Annotated in this window: 7 protein-coding genes; 2 read left to right on the top strand and 5 right to left on the bottom strand. The window is 57.9% G+C overall.

Translation table 11 applies throughout. The features are described from left to right. Window positions 1-64: 64 nt before the first annotated feature. The 5 genes from CE153_RS02275 to CE153_RS02255 all read right to left on the bottom strand — a co-directional run bounded on the left by CE153_RS02275 (window position 65) and on the right by CE153_RS02255 (window position 12911). Window positions 65-2599 (bottom strand): DUF3488 and transglutaminase-like domain-containing protein, encoded by a 2535-nt coding sequence (locus CE153_RS02275; RefSeq protein ID WP_052189196.1) that lies wholly within the window; start codon window positions 2597-2599, stop codon window positions 65-67. Next, window positions 2596-3780: a DUF58 domain-containing protein gene (locus tag CE153_RS02270; protein WP_442861960.1), complete on the bottom strand. Its 1185-nt coding sequence runs from the start codon at window positions 3778-3780 to the stop codon at window positions 2596-2598. Before CE153_RS02270 ends, CE153_RS02275 begins: the two co-directional genes overlap by 4 nt. 146 nt (window positions 3781-3926) lie before the next feature. Next, window positions 3927-5267 (bottom strand): AAA family ATPase, encoded by a 1341-nt coding sequence (locus CE153_RS02265; protein ID WP_099594994.1) that lies wholly within the window; start codon window positions 5265-5267, stop codon window positions 3927-3929. An 81-nt stretch (window positions 5268-5348) separates the two neighbouring features. Beyond that, window positions 5349-11378, bottom strand: coding sequence for an Ig-like domain-containing protein (locus CE153_RS02260; RefSeq protein ID WP_099594993.1), 6030 nt, complete (start codon window positions 11376-11378; stop codon window positions 5349-5351). A 105-nt stretch (window positions 11379-11483) separates the two neighbouring features. After that, entirely contained in the window at window positions 11484-12911 is a 1428-nt protein-coding gene (locus tag CE153_RS02255) for a serine/threonine-protein kinase (RefSeq protein WP_099594992.1), read from the bottom strand. A 238-nt stretch (window positions 12912-13149) separates the two neighbouring features. On the opposite strand from CE153_RS02255, the gene CE153_RS02250 reads away from it, so the two are divergent. After that, window positions 13150-17322: a PD-(D/E)XK nuclease family protein gene (locus CE153_RS02250; RefSeq protein ID WP_099594991.1), complete on the top strand. Its 4173-nt coding sequence runs from the start codon at window positions 13150-13152 to the stop codon at window positions 17320-17322. Further along, window positions 17319-21509: an ATP-dependent DNA helicase gene (locus CE153_RS02245; RefSeq protein ID WP_099594990.1), complete on the top strand. Its 4191-nt coding sequence runs from the start codon at window positions 17319-17321 to the stop codon at window positions 21507-21509. Before CE153_RS02250 ends, CE153_RS02245 begins: the two co-directional genes overlap by 4 nt. Window positions 21510-21667: the final 158 nt, after the last annotated feature.

The raw sequence follows: 21667 nt of genomic DNA, 5'->3' as shown, positions 1-21667 counted from the left end.
ACGTCTGCAATGTGCCTTCCTGCAAATCGACGATATCCTCATGATCTCCGATTTTGCTGACGTTTCAATCGTTGTCATCCGAAATATTGGTTGCCGTATCCGCTGCGTTATTCGCTGAATCGTCGCTCGCGCCGCGTTTGCCTTGAAAATGGAAAACGTCGGCAAGCGAAAGCTTGGCACGCCATCTGCGCAATGTCGGCAATGACTTGAGCATGTACTGGCGTTCCTGCTCAATATCGCGCCAATACTGCTGCACATGCTCCTCGTTGACGGTATTACCGGAGAAGGTCGCGTAATCGGCTTGTGTGCTCAAGGCAAGCAACGTTTCACTGGAAATATCCATCTGGCTTGCGATGGAGACCGCCTGTTCGCTGCGCGTGCCTTGAATGTCAAGTCCGCTTTGCCGGGCGAGCGCCGCCACGGATTGCCATCCTGCTGCCACTCGCTGTTGCGCGCTGCCGTGTTTTCTTGACCGTGCCAATGCGATCGCTTTGATAGCGAGCAGGAGGCCGCATACGATGAGCAGCGTCCACAGGGGGCTTCCGTAGATGGCTACTTTTCTTGCGATTCTGCCGAAATGCTGCCAGAAGAGGTTGGTTGACGTTTCGTCAGCCATGCTTCCGCCGATTGAGGACCTGCCTTTGGCTTGGTTATCGTCGCGCAGCGGGTCGGTGAGGGGTACTGGGGGCTGACGCACCAGATTCTGCGGGTTCGGTGGGGTGAGGTTCTGGTTTTCGTCGGGGACTTTGGTTTCCTTCGGCGTCGGGTAGAACGCCACCCAGCCGTAGCCGTCCAGTTTGATTTCCACCCATGCGGTCACGTCGTTGCCGGTGAATTCGATGACGGTGTTTTTCCCTTGTTTTTCAGTGCGGTTTTCGCTGATGTCGCCTTCATCATCTTTTGGTAGGAATCCAAGCACCACTCGGCTTGGAAGTCCCAGGCTGCGCGCCATGAGTGCCATTGCGGAGGCGTATTGTTCGCTGTCTCCGACCATGGCCGTTCCGGCGAGCAGCTGGTCGATACGGTAGTTGCCGTGGCCGGCGGTAGACGGGTAATCGCCGCTCAAGCCGTGCGAGAACCAGCCTGATTCCTTGAGTTTTTCGGCGATGGCCTGGGCTGCTTCGCCGCCTTTGGATTGGCCGCCGGCGATGGCTGTGGCGAGTTTGTCCACACAATCGGGCACGTCTTCGGCTTTTGGCTGGCTGATGGAGGCTGCATTGGCTTTGACGATTTGCTTGTCGGTGGGAACTGTTGGCATGATGCCGGTTTCCGTGTAGGTGAGGCCTTCGGAAGTGCGTGAAGGGTAGATGGCCGACATGGTGTCGCTGTTGTAATAGAACGAGTCGGCGTTTTCGCTGTTGTCGAAGGTCACGCTCGATGCGGCTCCGGCCATGGGCAGCCAGTAGTCGCTCAGGCCTTTGTTCACGGTGAATGTTGCGGTGAATTTCTTGCCTTCGGCGTTGTTGGTGATAGAGGTGCCGACACGATGGTAGTTGGAGGAGTCCGATGACATGGCGGAATCGGACAGGTTCCATACGTTGCCGTCGAAACGGTCCATGACCGCTAGCCGCACGCCCGATCCTGCGGGCAGGTTTTGAACGGTGAGGAGCACATCGTCCTTGCTGTTTTTGATGTACGAACGCATGCCGCTCAACGGGCTTGTGTAATCGTACGGGCTGAGCGGCGGATCGTAATGGTCGCGCAGAATGGTGCGGTCCTGGCCGACGGCAAGGCATCCTCCGATCGCCAATGCGATGGAAACAACCACGATTACCACGGAACTGATCCAACGTCCCAATTCCAGTAATTTCCAACGTGCACTGATCCAAATCACGAGCACAAGCGCCATCGCGATGCCGACGAATATGCGGTAATAGCCGGAAGATGAGCCGAGCAATGCACAGATCGCAAGATTGGCGATGACGGGAATGATGGCGATCATGGTGAATCGTCCATCTTCCGTCACTGCGAAAATACCGGTGAGCAGCGCGAACCACAGGCAGATGGTCCATACGGCAAGCAGACAGCCGTCCGCGGTACCGGTTGGAGGCTCGACCGACAGAATGAATTTGAAGGAGCCAAGCATCTGCATCCAACCTTGCGTAAGCGTACGCAGGGTTGGGATGAAGTGTGTGATGGTGGTGTCGTTGAGGAACAGAACCGGGCCGACAACCAGTTGCGCGACGGCCGTGAACAGTATCTGCCACCAGAGGCGGAGCGCGGGAACCGTGCCTGCGAGCGCCACGAGTGATCCGATGATGGTGGCTGGAATGGCGGCGAGGGCCCAGGATGCGGCTGATCCGTAGACGTCGATGAGGTTGCTGGCTGCGGCGAGGGTGAGCAGGGCTGCTACGAGCAAGCTTGCGTATTGCGAGGCGCGTGGTCGGTGTAAGTAGGGAAGGACTTGCGATTTGCCGTCTCGTGACATCCAGATGGCGGAGTGTGTGGAGTCGGCCCATGAGCCTGTTCCGGTGCCTGTTTCCGTGAAGGTGCCGGTGGATGATTCGGTGAAGGTGTTGCCGAATCCGGTGGTGTGATCGGCGCGGGTTTCGCCGGTATTGGCGTTGATGCTGTGTTTGCTGAATCCTGCGGTGCTCATGCCAGTACCCCCATGATCATTGGAAGATCGTCTAGGTTTCCTACGGTCGCCAGGGTGAAGTCGGCGTATTGTTTGATGGCGCGTGGTTGCCCGATGGCGGTTTGCAGTACCACGCAGGTTGCTGATCGGGGGAGCGCGAGCGCTATGTGTTTGATCTCGTCGATGCTTTTGAGCCTGCCGACGGTGATGTAGTAGAACGATGAGTCGGAGGCGTGGGCGAGGGTGGTTTGTGCGAGGTTCGGATTGTCGTTGATGTCGGGGGTAATGGCGCTGCATCCGTCGAGGAATTCCGTGGAGTTGCATGGCGTGGCGTGTTCGTTTCCCGCATGGGAGGTTACCGGGCGGTTTTGGAGCAGGCATTGCACGCCGATGGATGCGTGGACGGATACCGCCAGTTCGAATTCGTCGGAGCTGAGGTAGTCGTCTGGGTTCACGCTGATGGTCAATGCGGTGTTGGTACGTCGGGTTGCTTCGTATTGGCGGATCATCAGTGCTCCCGTTTTTGCGGAGCTGAGCCAGTGCACGTTGCGCACGTCGTCGCCCGGCTCGTATTCGCGCAGTCCGTAGAAGTCGAGGTCGTCGTCGACGATTTCGCCGCTGGGCTGACCTTCGAAGTCTCGCGGAATTCCGGCGTTGAGTGTGTTCAGCATGACGGTTTGCGGGTGGATGAACACGTTGATTTGGTCGGCGAGTTTCTTTTCGTGCCGTACGAGTCCGAATGGGTCGCCTTTGCGTATGGAAAGCGGTCCGACCGGCAACACCGCGCGGGAGACGGCGGCGAATTCCACGGTTGTTTGGTGTGATTGGCCAGCGGTGAGCATGGGGATGGAGAATCGTTCGTGATTGTCGCCGATGGACAGGTCGCCTCGTGCGGATGTGGTTGGCGTGTGTCCCGGATTGTCGACGCACACGTCGACTTTCACGGTGTCTGACACGGTGACTCGCCTTCTGGACACGTCTATGGTGGCAGTGAACGACGTGTTGCCGAGCGACAGCATGATGGCGGCGACCATCATGCAGACGAATATGATCGCCATGGCCAGCAGTTCATGCCATCCGAGGATCGTGAACGCTATGAGCGAGGCGATGGTGAGTCCGGCTACTGCCCATCCGAGTGGTGACACATATGAGGTGACCAGTCGTTTGATGCGATGCTTGATGCGTCGCAGGGATCGTTGCATGGTTCTCCTGCGTTGCATGGTTCTCCTGCGTTGCATGGTTTTGGATTGTCGCATACTTGACCTTTCGGGGGTTTGCGAACGTTTCGTGCGGTTGTGCGCTTCTGTCGTGCTGCGCGTGCAGTGTGCAGCTGTGTCGGGTATACGTTTCAGACGGTGGCGCCTACGGTCGGTGCAGGTACGTTTTCGAGGATCTGTTCGATCATCAGTTCGGGGGTGGATCCGGCGAACGTGGCCTCCGCGGTGAGCGTGATGCGGTGCGCGAGCACGGCGACAGCCAGCTGCTTCACATCGTCGGGCACCACATATCCGCGATTGTTGGACGCCGCCCACACACGGGCGCATCGGGTCAGCGCGAGTGCGCCGCGCATGGACGATCCGACTTGAATGCGTTCGTTGTGGCGCGTCGCTTCCACCAAGCGCACGATGTATTCGAGGATCGCGTCGTCAAGATGCACGGTTTCGCTGATGGCACGCATGCGCAGCACGTCGTTGCCGGTGAGCACCGCATGTACGGTGGATGCACGGTCGGTGACGTTGACCTGCTTGAGAATGCTCACGCTCACGTCATGGCTCGGATAGCCGATGGTTGTTTTGATGAGGAAACGATCCATCTGCGCTTCCGGTAGTTTGTAGGTGCCGAGCTGTTCTATGGGGTTCTGGGTGGCGATGACCATGAAAGGCTGCGGTACCGCGTGGGTTTCGCCGTCGACGGTGACTTTCTGCTCTTCCATGACCTCGAGCAGCGCGGACTGTGTTTTCGGCGAGGCTCGGTTGATTTCGTCGGCAAGCACGATGGATGCGAAAATCGGGCCTTCGCGGTATTCGAATTCGCCGTTCTTTTGGTCGTAGTAGGTTACGCCGACCACGTCGGAAGGCAGCAGATCCGGAGTGAACTGGATGCGCTTGAACGACATGTCGATGGAGTTGGCGAGGCCTCGGGCCAGCTGCGTCTTGCCTGTTCCGGGGTTGTCTTCAAACAGAATGTGGCCGCCGACAATCATGGCGGTGGCGCATTGGCGGATCGGTTGTTCCTTGCCGACCACGACCTGGGAGACGCTGTCGACCAGTTTGGCGAACTGGTTGTGGAATTCGGTGATGTCGGCCTGTGGCGCGGACATCATGGACGAGGTTGCGGCTGGCTGCGCGGGCTTGGCTTGCGATGTTGTGGCCTGCGGGAATTGGCGTGGTGCCGCTGCCGGAATTGGCTGCGATTGCGGCAACGGTTGTTGCATCTGCACCGGCTGTGCCGGTTGCGCCTTCATGGGGTGCGTTGTTGGAACCGTAGGCATTGCAGGCCTGGAGGGCGTTGCGTTGTATGCGCTGAGCACGGTGTCTTCATCGTCGCCGCTTTGCTTCTGCGGATGCGTCGGCAGGCTTGGAGCTTGGAATGCGGGGCGCATCTGCGGATTGCCAGGCTGTTGCGGCTTGTTCATATGGTGCCCGATGGAACCCAGCTGGGTGGCGTCGTCATCGTTTTCGTTGCTCATGGGTGCTCCTTGCTTGCTTCTATTGGTCGTATTGATGATTGGTTGTCGATATTGGATTGTTCGTCGAGATTGCCATACCGGCTAGCGATTGGCGTAATAGGCCAAGCCTCTCACCCACGGCTTGCTTTTTCCATCGATGGTGGAAAGAGCTACGGATGAAGCCGTAGGGGCGTCACTTTGCCCTGATCCCGACTGGTCCGGATTAGAATCAGGCTTAGGATCGGGGGTTGGTCCGTTATAGCGGTCGGAGTCTTTGATCGTTGATCCGTCTGCCTCGTTGTTGAGTGCCGGGTCTGGACCGGTGACTTTAAACTTCCATGTGTAGTCAACCCCCGTTGGTAGCTTTTCGGCGTTCAACTGACTGGTACCTTGGGCCCAAGGGATTTCGTATGTTTTGCCACCTCCGGTGAATACGAAAGAGTAGCTGCCAATTTGATTCCATGTTTTCACCGATCCGCCGGCGACCTTGATGAGATTCGTGTCATTGGCATCCCAGGAAAGGGTCGGCATGGTAGTGATTTCCGCTTTGATTTTGTTGCCGACGGTATTGCTGTTGGCAGTTTCAGGGGTGCTGATATGTGACGTATCAATGAAGTATTGCTGGACATTTACCGTATCGCAGGTGCTCCAGTTACCGGAAAGCGGCCATTCTGCTCTGTTCTCGTGAAGATCAGCATTGTAATAATCCTTGGCCCTTACAACAAAGCCTGTGACGCGCCCTTTTTTGGACCAGGTCGCCACACATGTATTGTTGCTGAGTTCCAGCTTCACATTGGTTGGAGGGTCGACTGCTGTGAAGGGCGAAACGGATGTTTCGCTGCTCGACGAACCACTGCGTTCCGTGACCACGGTAATCGTTGGCTTAGTCTCTTTGTAATACCACTCGTTCTTGATGTCGAATTCGACGGAATAGTCCGTGGCATTGGTCTCTACGGATCTGTCTTCGTCTCTGATACTTACCGTAATCGACTGGTATTTCGAGTTACGGGCGTCATTGATCCGCCCGCTCACCACAATCTTGTCGCCATTCTGCACTGCGGAGATGGTTGGTTTGTCAGGCTTACCCCAAGGCGAAACGGCATTGGACACGGCGGATGGCTGACTCCAGTTCATTTTGTTATGCGCCTTGACCGTGGCGGTATAGGATGCGCCATTGGTAATCGCATTGTCGTCGAATTTGAACGTGAAGCTTGTACCTTCAACCTTTTGCGTCGGATTCGCTATATTGGATCCATTTAACGTCACCTCATAGCCGTCGACGGCGGAGAAATTGCCTTCCGGAGCTTTCCATGTGACAACGACGGTGTTCCTGCCGGCTTCGGCCTTCACATCGGTCGGCGCGTCCGGAAGCTTGTCAGGCGTGCCTTCCACGCTGTTCGACTCCTTCGACCAGCCGACCTCATTCTTGGCCTGCACCTTGAACGAGTACGTCTTGCCGTTCTTCAAACCGGTAATCTGGCAGGAGGTCACGGAACCGCACGATTTCTCGCCGGAACCGTCGCCGTTCCACGTCACCTTGTATTCGCTGATCGGGCTGCCGTTCGAAGAACCGGCCGTCCAACTCAGATTCACCGCGCCATCCTGCGGGTCTCCCGCGATGGGGGAGAGCAGAGGCGCATCCGGCTTGTCCATTACCGAAACGCTGATGGTGCCTGTAACCTCACGTTCCTTCGTATTGGTGGCATCACGCACGTTGACGATCACCTTGTTGATGCTCGAGCCGATGTCGGAAGCTGCGCTGATCGACACCACGCCGTTGGACGGGCAGTCCACGGTCAGCTTCGACGCGCCGTCGGACGTACATCCGGTCACGGTCAATGCGGAATCGGGGAACGGATTGTACGCGTCGGCAAGCAGGTTCACTTCCTCGCTGCTTCCCGCCTTGACCTTCACGGTTTTCGCGTTGATGCGTGCCAAAGGCCTGTTGGAGGTCGTCACACGAACCGTGACGCCCGCGTTCACCGTGCCCTTCGAATATTGGATTGAAATGGGCACGCTCACCGTGGTTCCCGGTGACGTGGTTTTGTCGGCGGACACGGTCAGTTTGCCGTTAGAACTCACTTTGGCGCTCACCTGGTCGGAATCAGCGCCACCAGAATACGTGTACTGTTTTTCATCGTCGTATAGGTCGGACGCCGAATGGGTCAACGCGGTCAGGTCGATGGTGGTGGCGCTTTCGCCGGCGACCACGTCGATGGTGGGCGAAGAGAACGTCGGCGCGGGCGCGTCACGCCCGATCACGGTGATCGGCAACGTCAACACCGCCGAATTGATTATTTTCACCTTGTTGTTCTTGTCGCGCTTGCCATCCACCGCGGTGAAGGTGATGGATGCAGGGCCGGAGTAGTCCTTCGGCGCGGTGAACTTCAACGTCTGGTCGTTCACATACAGGTCGCCGTCCGCGGCTTTCGTGGCGCTTACCGAATCGGCGCCGTCCACATATGCGGTCTTGCCTGCGCCCACGCGCACGTAATCGGCGATATTGATGGTGATCGTCTCGCGCGCGTTCACCTTCAAAGCCGGCGCTTTCGGCCGAAGGGCCGGCGGAAACACGCCGTATGCGGGCACTTGGATGAACGCCGTGGACGTGATGTCATACGTCGTGTTGGTCACGGTGTATGGCACGGCTCGCGCCTCGTCCGTCAATTCCACGGTAATGGTCGTGGACTTGTCTCCGCCTTTGACATGCGCATGGTCGGTGGCCGAATCATCAACGGCCACGTGCAGTTCGTCGGCGCTGCCGGAAGGGTTCGCAATCCATTGCGAAACGTCCACGTCGACCGATTTCTTGTCGATCGTCGCCGAAGAAGGCACACGGTAGTCGTATGCGGTCGGCGGTTCGATGGTGGCGTTGCCATCGATGTTCACCGTCAATGTTGCGGTGCCTGACAATCCGGCTTTGTCTTTGACCGTATACACCACGTAATAGGTGCCCGCCTGCTGCGGTGTGGTGAAGGCGAGCGCATTATCCACTACGGTCACATTGCTGATGTCTTGCGATTCGACGTCTTCGCTGACGGTCAGGTCGGTGCTGTCTCCGGAAATGTCGTTTTGCGCCACGGGTACGGTTGCCGCGGTGTTGGGGCGCAATGTGATTTCGTCATCGCGCGCGTACACGCCCGAGTCGGTGCCGGATGTGAACACGCCCACGCGGATTTGCGCTTGGGATCGTTGTCCGGTCCAATCTTCGACGGCGTATGAGAAGGTGTCGGTTCCTGCGGAATCGGCATATGCCTCGTATACCAGGTAGGTGGCTCCGACTTCGCAGATGCGTCCGAGCGTCGGAGCCTTGTTGCCAAGGCCGAGCAGCTGCACGTCGTCACCATCGGCGTCGATGCCGGTCAAGGTGATTGGGATTTGGACTTTCTGCCCTGCCGCAACCTGTGCTTCAACGTCGGATGGTGTTGGCGCCGCCTTGTTTTCGGCGTCTTTTTGATGCACGTTGATGGTGATTGTGGCAGATGCCGCGTTGCCGAGATTGTCTTTGATCGTGTACGTTACGGGGAAGGATCCGGTTTGGTCGGATGCTTGGTATCGTACGGTGTTGCCTGATACGAATACGAGTCCTTTGAACGTGCTCTTGTCGTATTGCAGGTCGTTTTGCAGGTTTACCGTGGTGCCGTCGGAGTAGGTAACGTGGTCGAGCACGTCGATGGAGACGATGCCGTCGGTGCGTACCTGCGTGGTGATGTTGTCGGCTTTCGGTATGGAGTTGGAGGTGGTCAACGCCGGCGGCTGCAGTACGATCACGCCGGTCGACGTGCCTGCTGCGTTGGCTACACTGTATTTGATTTGCACGGGTTCGGTCGGCACCTGTCGTGCGGTGATGTAGACGCGCTTGTTGCTCACGACGCCGGTTTTGATGCCGCTTGCCGCGTCGGCGGTCACGTTGGTCACGGACAATACGCCGCCCATCGGGTCGACGTCGTTGGCCAGGGGCTCCACGATCGCGGTGTTGTCGGCGCCGAGCAGTGCCACGTCGTTGGCGGCGATGGGTTTGGCGGAGTCTCCGGTCGCGGCCTGTACTTCAATGCGGGCCAGGCCGGTCATGGGAATGGTTCCTTGCGTGATGGTGTAGGGCACGTAGTAGGTGCCGGGGTTGGCCGCGCTGAAGGTGAACGACATGTCGGTGGCGTTCATGGCTGTGGATGCGCCGGATGGGGTTTCCACGGCGGTCAGCTGCGTGGGTTCGGCCGAGGTGCCGTGCACGTATTGTTTGAGCGAGACGGTGGTGCGTGCGTCTGGCGTGGTCTGCTTGACTACCGGATCAATCACCGCGGCCAACGTGTTGGCCGGTTTCACTGAGAAATACACCATGCCGGTGCCGGTCTGCTGTCCGTCGGAAACGGTTACTTCGATGCTGGCTCTGCCGGAAGACATGGATCCCGCGTTGAATACGAGCTGCCCGTCGGCTCGCGTGGAGACGGTCACCTGGTCGGTGTTCTGCGGGGTTGCGGATACGAGCGTGAGCGGATCGCCGTCGGGGTCGGAGAAGCTGCCCAAAGCGTTGGTGGTGTAGGTGGCTCCTTGCTCCACGTCGATTTCCGGTGGCGTATCGGTTTGCTGGGGCGCGTTGTCGTCGTTTCCGACCAAGGTGAGGTTCACGTTGGCGTTGGATGTCTGCCCGCGTCCGTCGGAAATCTCATAGCTGAACGATACCGATCCCTCGGCTGCCGCGGATGCGTCGAGCTGCAGGTATCGTCCGTCATATACGGGTGAGACGCTGATGTTGGCTCCGTCCGGGGCGCTTACCGAGGTGATGCGCAGCACGGAACAGTCGGTCTGCTCGTCGTTGCGAAGCACGTCGAGAATCTGCTGCGATCCCGTTCTCGCGCCGAGCAAATCGTCTTCCGCTTTGATCTGCCCGGATTGCGACGAACAGGTTTTGCTGAAATTATGCTGGTTGTTGGCACCATCGTTGTTCTGTTCCTGCTGCTTCGACTGTTTGGTTTCCACCTTGTTCCATTGGATTTTGATGACTTTGGTGGATTCCTGCGGATTCCAGACGTTGCCGTTGACCACGTCGTTGAGTATGACCAGACGATGGTTGGTGCGGAATATCAGTTCCGAAGTGGCGTTGATGTTGGTCAGGGTGTCGAATGTCGTGTCCGAACCGTCGGCGGAGCATGCTTTGGCGTAATTGTTGGCTTTCTGTGCCCATGCGGCGAATACGCATCCTCCTGTGGATACCGGCTGGGCGGCCTCGCCTTTGCCGGAATTCGGGGTTTCAGAGGTTTTCTTGGTGCTGAGGTTCACCGTTGCGAGTCCACGTGGTGTCGCCACGGCCACCCATCCGTTCTGTTTGCCGTCCGTGGAAGGGGTTTGCAAGGTCATGTCGCCCTGCAGATTGATGGCTGCGCTTCCCTGCGGCCAGTACACGGTGCTTTTCGCCGCCACGACCGGGGTTGCGCCGATAACGGTGAACGATTCGGCATGCGGTGCGCCTTTGATTGTGTCTGTTTGCTCGTTCGTGCCCTGCGGCCCGTCGAGGCTCAGCACCGCACCATCGGAAGCACGGTATCCGTATACGGTTCCGTCGTGTGTCAACGCGATTTTTCCACCGGATCCCAGCTTCATGTTCGGCTTGTCGGTGGTTGGATTGACGGATTTCACATCGGAAGCGGATCCCACCCACACATTGCCGGTTTTGACATTGATGAACGCTGCGGTGTCGCCTCCGACAATGGTTTCGATATCCGTTTTGATGGCGGTGTTGCCGGTTTCGCTGATGGTGGAAGCCGCGATGTTGCTGGCTTTCGTACCTTCGGAAATCACGGTGCTGCCATTATGTTGGGCCACGTCGAAACGGGAGGCCGCGGATGAGACTCCAGCGTTCACATCCTTGTTTTTCGCATTGAATCGTGCGGCCTTGCGGTCCTTCAGCGAAGTGATCCACACGGTGCCGTCGTCAAGTTGCACATGCCGTTGCGTCACCGAATGGACGATGAACGCGCCTGCGATGATGCCCAGCAGCAGAAGCAGCATGATGATCGGTGTGATCCACCGTCTGCTTCCCGACGGCAACAGTAGTTTGCGCATCATCGATCCGAAGCGCAATTGACGTTCATACGATTGTGCCGACTGATTGGCTGCGTTCTTGCGTTTGCCCATTTCCGGTTCTTCCCTGAATGTTCCGATTGTCGTTGTGTTCGTTCCGGACGTCGCCTGCGATTGAATAATGCCGTCGGCCGACCCTGTTGCGAAATGCTGCGATGCTTATGGTTTAGCTGCGCACGCGATCGTAGGATTCTGCGACATCTGACGGTCGGTCCGGATGAGGCTCACCTGAATGCAGGTCTGCGAGCCGTCGGCGGGTTCGATGCTGATATGAGTGTCGGTGGTGGTGGTTCCCTGGGCGTTCGAATCGATGCCGGCATCGCCGACCAGTGACCACACGTACGAATCCCCATCCTGAGGGTCGGGGTTCACCCAAGTGAACTGCACGCTGCTGCCATCGGCGGAATATGACCCGGTCATATTCTCGACACTGGGCACACTGCCGGTGGTGATGGCCGAATCCGGTGAATCGTTCTCCTGATCGCGTGTTCCTGGATTCTTGATCTGCACGCTGCTGTTGTCGGAAGCGGAATCCATATTCGGCATGATCGCATACGTGAACACCAGCGCGACGGCTGCAATCGCGACGACCACCGAAACAACGATCGCAAGAGGCTTGGCCCAAGTGCTGCGCTGCTTTGGGGCAGTCGGCGAAACCTGAACGTTCGTCTGCGCCTGCGTGTACAGGTTCTGCGGGAACGGCGGTTCCCCCTCAACTGTGGTCGGCGTGGCATGGCCATACAATTCCTGCTGCGCACGCTGCATATCACGTGCGAAATCGTATGCGGAATAATATCGGTCCTCCGGAGTTTTATTCAACGCCTTGCGCAGGATCCGCTCCACTTGCTGGGGAATATCCGGCCTGTTGAGCTTGGGCAGCGGATTGGTGAGAATGATGTTCCGCAGCAGAGCGCCGCGATTTTTGCCTCGGGTTGCGCCAAGAGCTGCGGAATAGCCGTATTCGTACGGCGACTGGCCCATCAGCATGGCGGACAGCGTCGCCCCCAAAGAATAGATGTCAGAGGATTCGTTGCCTCCGCCGTTCTTCGCAAGCACTTCCGGCGGAGCCCACGCGATGGTGTAGCCGATGCCGGGGCGCCCATAAATCGTTCCCGCGATGCCGAAATCGGAAAGCATGGGCATGCCATGCGCGTTGATAAGAATATTGCTGGGCTTGATGTCGCGGTGGATGATGCCTTCGCGGTGCGCCGTGAAAAGGGCGCTTGCCAGATTGATGCCGACGGTGAGCATCTGGTCTGCGCTGAGACGGTTGGATTCCAGGAAGGTCTTGTAATTGCCTCCCGGAGCGTATTCGAACACGGTATAGCCGTTGCCTGTGGTGGTGACTCCGCTTTCGTACACCGAAAGAATGTAAGGGTGTGATGAGATCTTGCCCATGAAGTTCGCCTCGGAACGGAATCTTGCCGCCGCGCGCAGGTCGAGCGTTCCCCTGCTGACTTTGATGGCCACCTGACGGCTGGGGGAAAGCTGCTGGTACAAGTACACATTCGCTTCGGAACCTGAACCCAACTTCTGGGCGAATGCGTACCCAGGGATTTGAGGGGGAGTGCCGTCCATGGCTTCCATATGCTCTCTTTCCTCGTAGTGCGTATGTTTTCAGCCGCTCTCTCCAAAGGCCATGTTAGCCGAAGACCAACCCAAAAACCTACCAGTAAGGGGTTGAATATTCGCATGCAAAGACGGGCGTTCGAGGCTGTTCCCATGTCTTCCGCCCCTTTCGCAGCCATCGAGCCTTCCGGCATAAGTTTTCCCATTGCCGGATTCTGTCAGGTAAGGGAGGATGAGACTAGTAGTGTTGGGAGGCATGATGGATTTGGAAGATCTGGCTCACGTCACGTTGGTTGCGGGAGCGCCACGCAGTGGAAAAACCGAGTTTGCGTTGGACATGCTGATCGCCGCGATGAAGCTGTATGGTGATGCGAATGCTGTGATGACGGTGTCCGGCAGACAGATCGCCGACATGTTGGGCGATCGCGCGATCCGTGAATTGTCTGTGGTCTCGCAGGCTCGACCGGTCACCACATTGTCGGCCATCGCATTCCGCCTGCTGACGGCCGCAAGATCCGCACAGGGCAAACCGTTGCCGAAACTGTTGAACGGCGCCGAACAGGATGTGATCATCCGCAAGGTGCTTGCATCACATGTGGAACATAGGCAGCATGGCGACGAGTGCGCTATCTGCGATCTGCTGCGCGTATATTTCGCTGTTTTCGAATGGTCCGGACTGGTGGCCGACGATTCCACCGACGCATTCGCCAGCCAATTGCGAGACATGCTTGCGCGCATGAATGAAATTGGTGCGAAACCGGAGCTTGAAGACATGCTCATCGCCCGTGCGGCCAGCAGGAATGGCGAGCTTGACGCGCGTCGTGAACGCCTGCGTACCCAGTGGCGTCTCGCTTTCGCGCTGCGTGAGGAATACAATGCGGCGATTCGCGCAGCCTATTCCGGCGAATACCGTCTTGATGCGTCACAACTGATGATCGACGCTACCGAGGCCGTGCCTGACATATGGGATGCCGATATTCCAGACATGCTGATCGTCGACGATTTCCAGGATGCGACGTTGGCTGGTTTCGCCCTGCTTGAGGCTTTGCATAATCGCGGGACGCGTCTGCTGTTGGTGGGCAATCCCGACGAAGCCGTGCAGACGTTCCGTGGATCGTATCCGGAATATCTGTTCAACGAGGCACAGGCGCGCATGGGAGCGAGGCTTGAACGCATCGAAGGTCTGCAAACGGCGCACGAAGGCGATACCACGCAAACCGTGTCGAACCAGCAAGGCGTGCATGGCGACTATCGCACGCTTGTCGCGACGCGAGTGAGCCTGTCGATCGCAAGCACGGAGTCGACGGACGTGCCTCTGCCCGATCGTCCCGGCAAAATGAGCGATATGCCAGGCGCGATGCCCATCGAAACGTTGCCGGCCGACGATACGGGCGCTCGTGTCACGCCGGCCGACGGCAGTGTGGAAACGGCCTTGTACCGTTCCTCTTCCGAAGAGCTCGACGACGTGGTGTGGAAGATCAAAACCGAGCATTTGCAGCGTTCCCGCGAATGGAACGACATGGCTGTGATTGCACACGACAATGCCACCGTACGCACGTTTGGCGAGCGTTTGCGTGCCGACGGCGTTCCCGTGCGCTATTCGAGCGTGACACGACCGTTGAAGGACGAACCGTTCGTGCAAGGCCTGTTCGCGCTGATCGAATTGGCGGAATTGAAAAACCAGACGATCGCGGCTTCGACCATGGACCTGCAGACCGCCGGATCCTATATTCGTTCGCGCGTGGCGCTGATTATGGGATCTCCGCTGATCACGGTCGGTGGTGATCAACGGCATGAGGGGCGTCCGGCCCGTCTCGCATCCATCGAATCCGCGATGAACGCGTTGGTTTCGCTCGCTTCGATTGTGGAAAGCAAGGCTGCGAACCATGATGAGGATGCTGCCGAAGAATACGGCGAAGATGATTTCGAAGATTACTTTGAAGATGATTTCGAAGATGATGAGGATGCGGCGGACGCTGCCGTCGAACAACAGGCGTTGCTCCCTCGTTTGATGAAGGATTGGCGCGATTATATGACGGACTATCATGCGATTCGCGCCGATGGCGAGCATGATAGTGAGCATGAAGACGAGCATGAAGGCGATTTCGCGCTGAGTATGGAAGCGCTGTACGTGCTTCTTATGGAGGGCAATACCGATCGCGTGGTCGATGCGATCGCCTCCGTGCTGGGCGCGGATCCGCAGATCAAGGCGTTCGCATCATTGTGGAAGGTTCTTGACAAAACATGCGAGTCGGAAGCCAAACTGGTTTCGCGTGAACCGCAATATGTGTTGGATTGCGCATGGAGGGCCTGCGGCAAGGCGGAAGTCTGGCAGCGTGTGGCGCTGGAGCATTCGGCTGCCGGCCGTGCCGCGAATGATCGGCTTGACGCGGCGATGCGTTTGTTCAACTATGCTTCAGGCGGCGAGTCAAGCGGGGAATTCGCGGTACACACCATCGAGGCGTTCATCGAACAGGTGCGTTTGCTGACCATTGAGGCGGATTCGCTGGCGCATACCGCGCCCATTGATCAGGCGGTGACCCTGACGACTCCCGCAGGAGCGGCGGGAAAGCGCTGGAATCTGGTTTTTCTGCCGGCTTTGCAGCAGGGGCAGTGGCCGAATCTCACACCACGCAACACGTTGTTCGGCGGTGAGGAACTGGCCGATGTGATGCTGCACGGCGTATTGTCCGACACGATCGTCACTCCGGCGGGCAGGCAGGACGCGCAACTGGCGTCGGTGCTCGCCTCCGAGCAGAAGAGCCTGTTGGTGGCGTTGACCCGTGCCGGCGAGCGTGTGGTGGTGAGCGCCGTGCTGAATGACGACAATGTGCCTTCGGATTTTCTATACGGATATATGCCGGAATGCTTCGACCGCGATCGCGACGCCGATATGGAACGGCGAGAATATGCGTCGGTCGGCGGCCAAGGCGATTACGCGGGGCTGGAAACCGATCCCCGTGGTCTGGTCGCGGCCGCCCGAAGCGTGCTTGCGTCGGAACCTGAGGACAGCCCGAAGGCGCGTGATGCCGCGGAAGCGTTGGCATTGCTGGCTTCGCATGGTGTTACGGCGGCCGACCCTGACCGTTGGCCGTTTATGGGGGAGACGGTCGAGGCCACCATGCGGAAGATCGCGGCCGTCATACGGACGGGCATGAGCGACACGTCGGAAAGCTCGACGTCGGGACGAAACGGCAAATCGCGGCGATCCGACGTGGTGACTTTGTCTCCTTCTGCGGTAGACAATCTGTGGGCGTGCCCGGTGTGCTGGATGCTTGAAAACCGTTTCTCCGGCCCGCGCATGGGCAGCGCCGCCACAAATTTCGGCTCGCTGATCCACACGGTGGCACAGAAGGCCACCGAAGCCGGACTTGACATGCCGGAACAGCACACCGCCATCAGCGATATGGACAACATCGACGCGATCACCGAGCAAATGTATGCCGAATATGAGCGTCTACGCGGCGATCTGAACGGTATCACCGATCCCGCGCAACGATATCAGGCATTGAAAAAAGATAAAAAGGCGCGAGATGCGTTGCGTAACATTGCCACGTATTTCGTGCAATCGAATCATGGTGATTATCCAATCAAAAACAATGATGCGTTCAGCGTTGGAAAACTTACGAAAGTCGAACCTGAACTGAAATTCACCGCAAAATTCGATTTCGACGATATTCTCGCCGCCTACAATGCGATGGACGGTATTCATGCGATTTCACGAAACGAATTGATCGCCATTATGGGAACGTTAGTCGGAGGATGGCCTCAAACAGGCATGAGCGAGCATCTCACCGTGCGCTTGACCGGCAGAATTGACCGTTTGGAACGCCGTGACATGGCGGACGGTACGCAGCAAGTGCGTCTGATCGACTACAAAACCGGTGCAAGTCCGAACGGCGAAGGCCTGTTCAACGATCTGCAGCTCGTCTGCTATCAGCTGGGACTCGTATTCCCCGAGGAAAGCGGCATGCGCGGGGCGCAGGCGGTGGCGAACGCGCCGAACATCACGCAAAGCGCGCTATTCCATGTAGCCAAGCACGCATACCCTGCGCCGTATGGCGACACCGCCGCCGAATCGCATATGCAGCAGGCGCTGTTCGCCAATGGAAGTCTCAATACCGGCGAATTCATACCGCGCTATTACGTCAAAAAACTCGACAAGGATTTCCACGACGGACTCGATGACATGCTTCCTCCGTTGGAAGTGAGCGATGAGCATTGGAATGAGTTCCTTGGCTTACGCGGCACGATGGCGGTATGGTCCCTCACTATGATCGCGAGGGTCTTCTATGCGGCCGCGGCCAGCAGGGCGAACGAAATCACCGCAAGACCGACGGCGGAACATGTGAAATACTGCAGAAACACTACGATCTGCCCGGCCTGTGCGGGCGAACAGAACACCGTATTCGAAAGGAGAACGGCATGAGCGGAACCATGAAGTTCACCGACAGTCCTGAGCAGGCTGCCGTCGTCCAAGCGCCTTCGTATGCGGATGTGGTGGTGGTGGCCGGCGCTGGATCCGGCAAAACCTACACGATGACCAGACGCATCATCACGCTGATCGAACAGGGGGTGAGCCCTGAAAAGATCCTCGGACTGACCTTCACGCGCAAAGCGGCCTCGGAACTATTGTCTCGAGTGTCTGCGGCCGTGACTCGCGACCAGCGCGAACGCGGCCTGAAATCAGCGAACATGACGTTCCTCAAACCGGAAGTCTCCACGTACGACGCTTTCTTCCAATCCATCGTGCGCCAATATGGACTGCTTGTCGGCTTTGACCAAAACACGCAGCCATTGAGCGAAGCCGGAGCCATGCAGCTCATCCACACCGTGCTCGACAAGCATATGGGCGATCTCATGGCGTTCGACGGCGATCTGAAATCGTTCAACACCATAGCGGGCAACGTATTCGCCCTGTCCAACGCCATTTCCGGAGCTATGATCGGCGGCGACTGCACCAGCTTCGACGAGGCGGTGCAACGCGTGCGCGACTGGGACGAAGCGTTCATCAAACAGGTCGACAAGGCGCTTGACGGTGAAACCGTGCCAACTGAGCAGCCAAAATCCAAAAAACCACCAAAACGGCTGAAAAAGGATTCCGACGCGGATTACGAAAAGAAACTGGAGAAATACCGCGAACTTGGGCACAGCATGTGCGTATACAACAGTGCGCAACTCGCATCCGTCGCCAAGCAGCGCAATCTGCTGCTCGACCTCGTGCTTGATTATCATGCCGAAAAACGCGCCTGCAATATGGCGGAATTCAGCGATTTCACCATCGCGGCATTCCAACTGGTCTCCCGATTCCCGTCCATCGGCGCAACGTACCGCAAACGCTACTCGCATGTGCTTCTTGACGAATACCAAGACACCTCCACCACGCAGGCCGCACTGCTGAGCGCGCTGTTCCACGTTGACGATACGCATCGCAGCGCGGTCAACGCGGTCGGCGACCCCTTCCAATCGATCTACGCATGGCGAGGCGCAAGTCCGGGCGCATTCCGTATGCTGCAACACGATTTCGGCATGGACGCCACCAGCAAACCGTTCGCATTGACGGTGACGCGGCGCAATTCGCGCATGGTGCTCGAGGCGGCGAACAATCTCACTAAACCGTTGCGTCTGCCAGCCAGACGCCTCAGCAGCTCGCTGATGCGCGAAGTCGACGTGCCTGCGCTCTCCAATATCGAAGAAGCACCCGAAGGCACGGTTGGCGTGCTCGGATTTGCCACATTCGGTCAGGAAGTCGATGCGGTCGTGCGTTTCGCCAAACATGCGATCGCCCTGCATACGCCCTCTGCGCGTGACCTCGACCATGGTGCGAAAGACAATCGCCCGCATGTGGCGGTGCTGTTCCGATCCAAAGGAACCATGCCGAAATACGCGGAAGCGCTAGAGCAGGCCGGACTGACCACGCTGGTCGTGGGGCAGGCGGTCCTGCTGGAACGTCCGGAAGTGCAGGATGTGTTCGCCCTGCTGCACGTAGTCAGCGACCATACCGACAGTGCGGCGCTTATGCGACTGCTGGCGACGCCACGATTCGCCGTTGAAGCCGACGATCTGCAGGCGCTTGCGGACACGGCGGAGCGAGTGAATACGGTGTACCGGTATCGTGCGCTCGTATCGGCGGGAATTGTTCCTGCGCATGCTACGAAAGCTGGGAATTCCGGTGATTCTATAAATTCCGGTGATTCCGGTACTTCCGGGAAAACCAGTGATTTCGGAAATGGCGAAACAATTTCCGACTCTGGTCTGTCGAATGCTGAAATCCGCTCCACTGTGCGCGAATACCGCGACCAAGTGCCAAATGCTGTTTTTCTGGTGGATCTCATGCTGCGCGACGATCTTGAACAACTCATCGATGGCAGGCTGAGCCGCAGGGGAGTGCAGGCGGTGCTGCGTGCCGCGGATATGCTCCGCCAAGTACAGCGTGTGCTCGGCCACCCGCTGCCGGAGGTGGTTCGCGAAGCTATTACGGCGTTGAATCTTGACATCGACATGCTACTGGCTCGGCATATGCGTGCCGATCATGCCGAGGCCACGCTTGACGCCTCCCACGTGGCGCTCGCCAAGTCGCCGATAGACGCTGTGATGAAACTCGTCGACACGTATATGCAGGAGATCGCATCGCAAGGCGTGCCGAGTCTGCGCGCGTTCATCTCATGGGTGGATTCGCTGCGCGACGCTTCCGAAGAGAACGCGGTGGCCCCCGATGTGCCCGTCGACGTGGTGTTGATGACCGTGCACCAGTCGAAGGGGCTTGAATGGGATGCCGTGGCCGTGGTCGGCATGACCGATGGCGGATTTCCCAGTAACAAGGGCGACAATCTGAGCGTGGCCGTTGATGAAACGCATCTCAATGGTTTCCGGGATGGCGTATGGACGCCTCCCGAATACCATGAAAACGCCAAAACGTGGCTGACGAATCCCGCCGCGGTGCCTGTTCCTGTGCGCGTGGATGCGGATATTCTGCCGCGATTCCCCCATGACGCGCTCGTCGGCTGGAATCCGTTGGAGGCCTTGGAAGCCTTGGAAGATGCGGAAATCATCGACGATGAAGTGTTCGGCACCCTGCGCACCATGAATGTCGACGACATGGAAGGCGTCGATCCTGATGGACTGTATTTGACGCAGAGCGAGGAATATGGCCGCCGGTTGCATGCCGACGAGCGTCGTCTCGCATACGTGGCGTTGACCCGCGCCCGTCATGAGGCGTTGCTCACCTATAGCGAAACGAATGTGGAAAGCCGTGATCCGCGTGCCGTGGGTGAGCGCAGACAAGTGGCCAAATCGTCGAATTTCTGGCAGGAAGTGTATGACTCCATGCTCAATATCGTTTCCAAGGCGAATGAACCGAGCAATTTGGACGATATTGCGGAAGTTGAGGACGCCACGGGGGTAGATTTTTCTGGAGATGATTTTTCCGAAAATGGCATTTCCAGCTTGCATTCGATTGGCGCGCCATTGCCAGACGGATATTTCGTGGGCGAGCATGCCTGCGATTTCGAGGATGCAGTGGTCGGCGATGCTTGGAACGCGCCGCTTGAGCCTCTGGAAGGCGAGCGATTCCTGCCATGGCCGTGCGATTTGACTGAAGCGACTTGCGAAATGTTGCGTTCGTCCGCCGATCAGGTGCGTGATGCGATGGACACCACCGCTGCGGACTTGGATGCCGGCGTGGGGGCGGATGCTGTTGCTGATGACGTTGCGCTCGGTTCGGCCGGTTCGCTGCTGCATTGCGCGCAGCTGCTGGTCGATGATGACAATCTCATGCCCGACATGCTGACCGACGCATCGCAGGACGCGTTCGACCGTTCGGTGCGTGCGCAAGGCGAGAAGATTCTTGCGTCCGGCCGTCAGAACGTCACTTCCCTGCAGGCGCGCGCGGGCATGATGAACGATCGTGGCGCCCGCACCTACTGGCGTGGGCTTGTGCGTCCGATTCCGAACGTTGCCTCGCCGGCCGCGCAGCTGGGCACGCAGTTCCATGCGTGGGCGGAACGGTTCATTATGGCCGACGTGGATATTGATTGCATCGTCGACGGTACCGAAGGCAACGGAAATATGCGCGTAGCTGAATCGAGATCGTCGATGCTTGCCGAAATCGAACGCAACAATAGGATGCAATCTCAAGAAAATAATGCGGCGGTCGAAAATACGGTCGAAAATGCGATGGAAAACAATGCATTGTTCGATTGGCAGCAGCGTCTTGCTACGTCGGCATGGGCGCAACGTAAGCCCGCGTGGGCGGAACGGCAAATCGTCGTCAATGTGCCGCAATTGGGCACCATCGTCAACGGCAAGCTTGACGCGGTGTTCTTCGGAGGTCTCAACGAAAAGGACCAATCGAAACGATATACGATAGTTGATTGGAAAACTGGAAAAAAACCTAGGAAAAAAGAAGAAATACAAGAAAAATTAGTGCAGTTGGATATGTATCGGCTGCTGCTGTCGGCAATGGAAGGCGTACCGCTTGATGCTATCGACGCCTGCCTCTACTATCTGAGTGAGCCCGTTGGGGGCAATCGGCAGCTGAACGCCGCCGACAAAACAGAAGAAGAGATCCTTGCCGAGTTGAGCTACGGAATTCCGAAACAATCCGACAACGACTAGTGCTGGTGCGCCAAAGGACGCGTGTATGCATCCTGCTTGTTCTTGATCATCGTTGAAAAGCGGCGCTTTCCAGCCTGCTCGTAGGGTAACGCACTACGTGCAGCGTTGTGGAGGAGCGCCGCTACCCTCGTGCAGCATGTGTGGGCGGGCACACGTGC

This window comes from Bifidobacterium sp. N4G05 (genome assembly GCF_002742445.1).
Lineage (GTDB): Bacteria > Actinomycetota > Actinomycetes > Actinomycetales > Bifidobacteriaceae > Bifidobacterium > Bifidobacterium hominis.
This window is presented reverse-complemented; position numbering and strand designations above follow the sequence as displayed.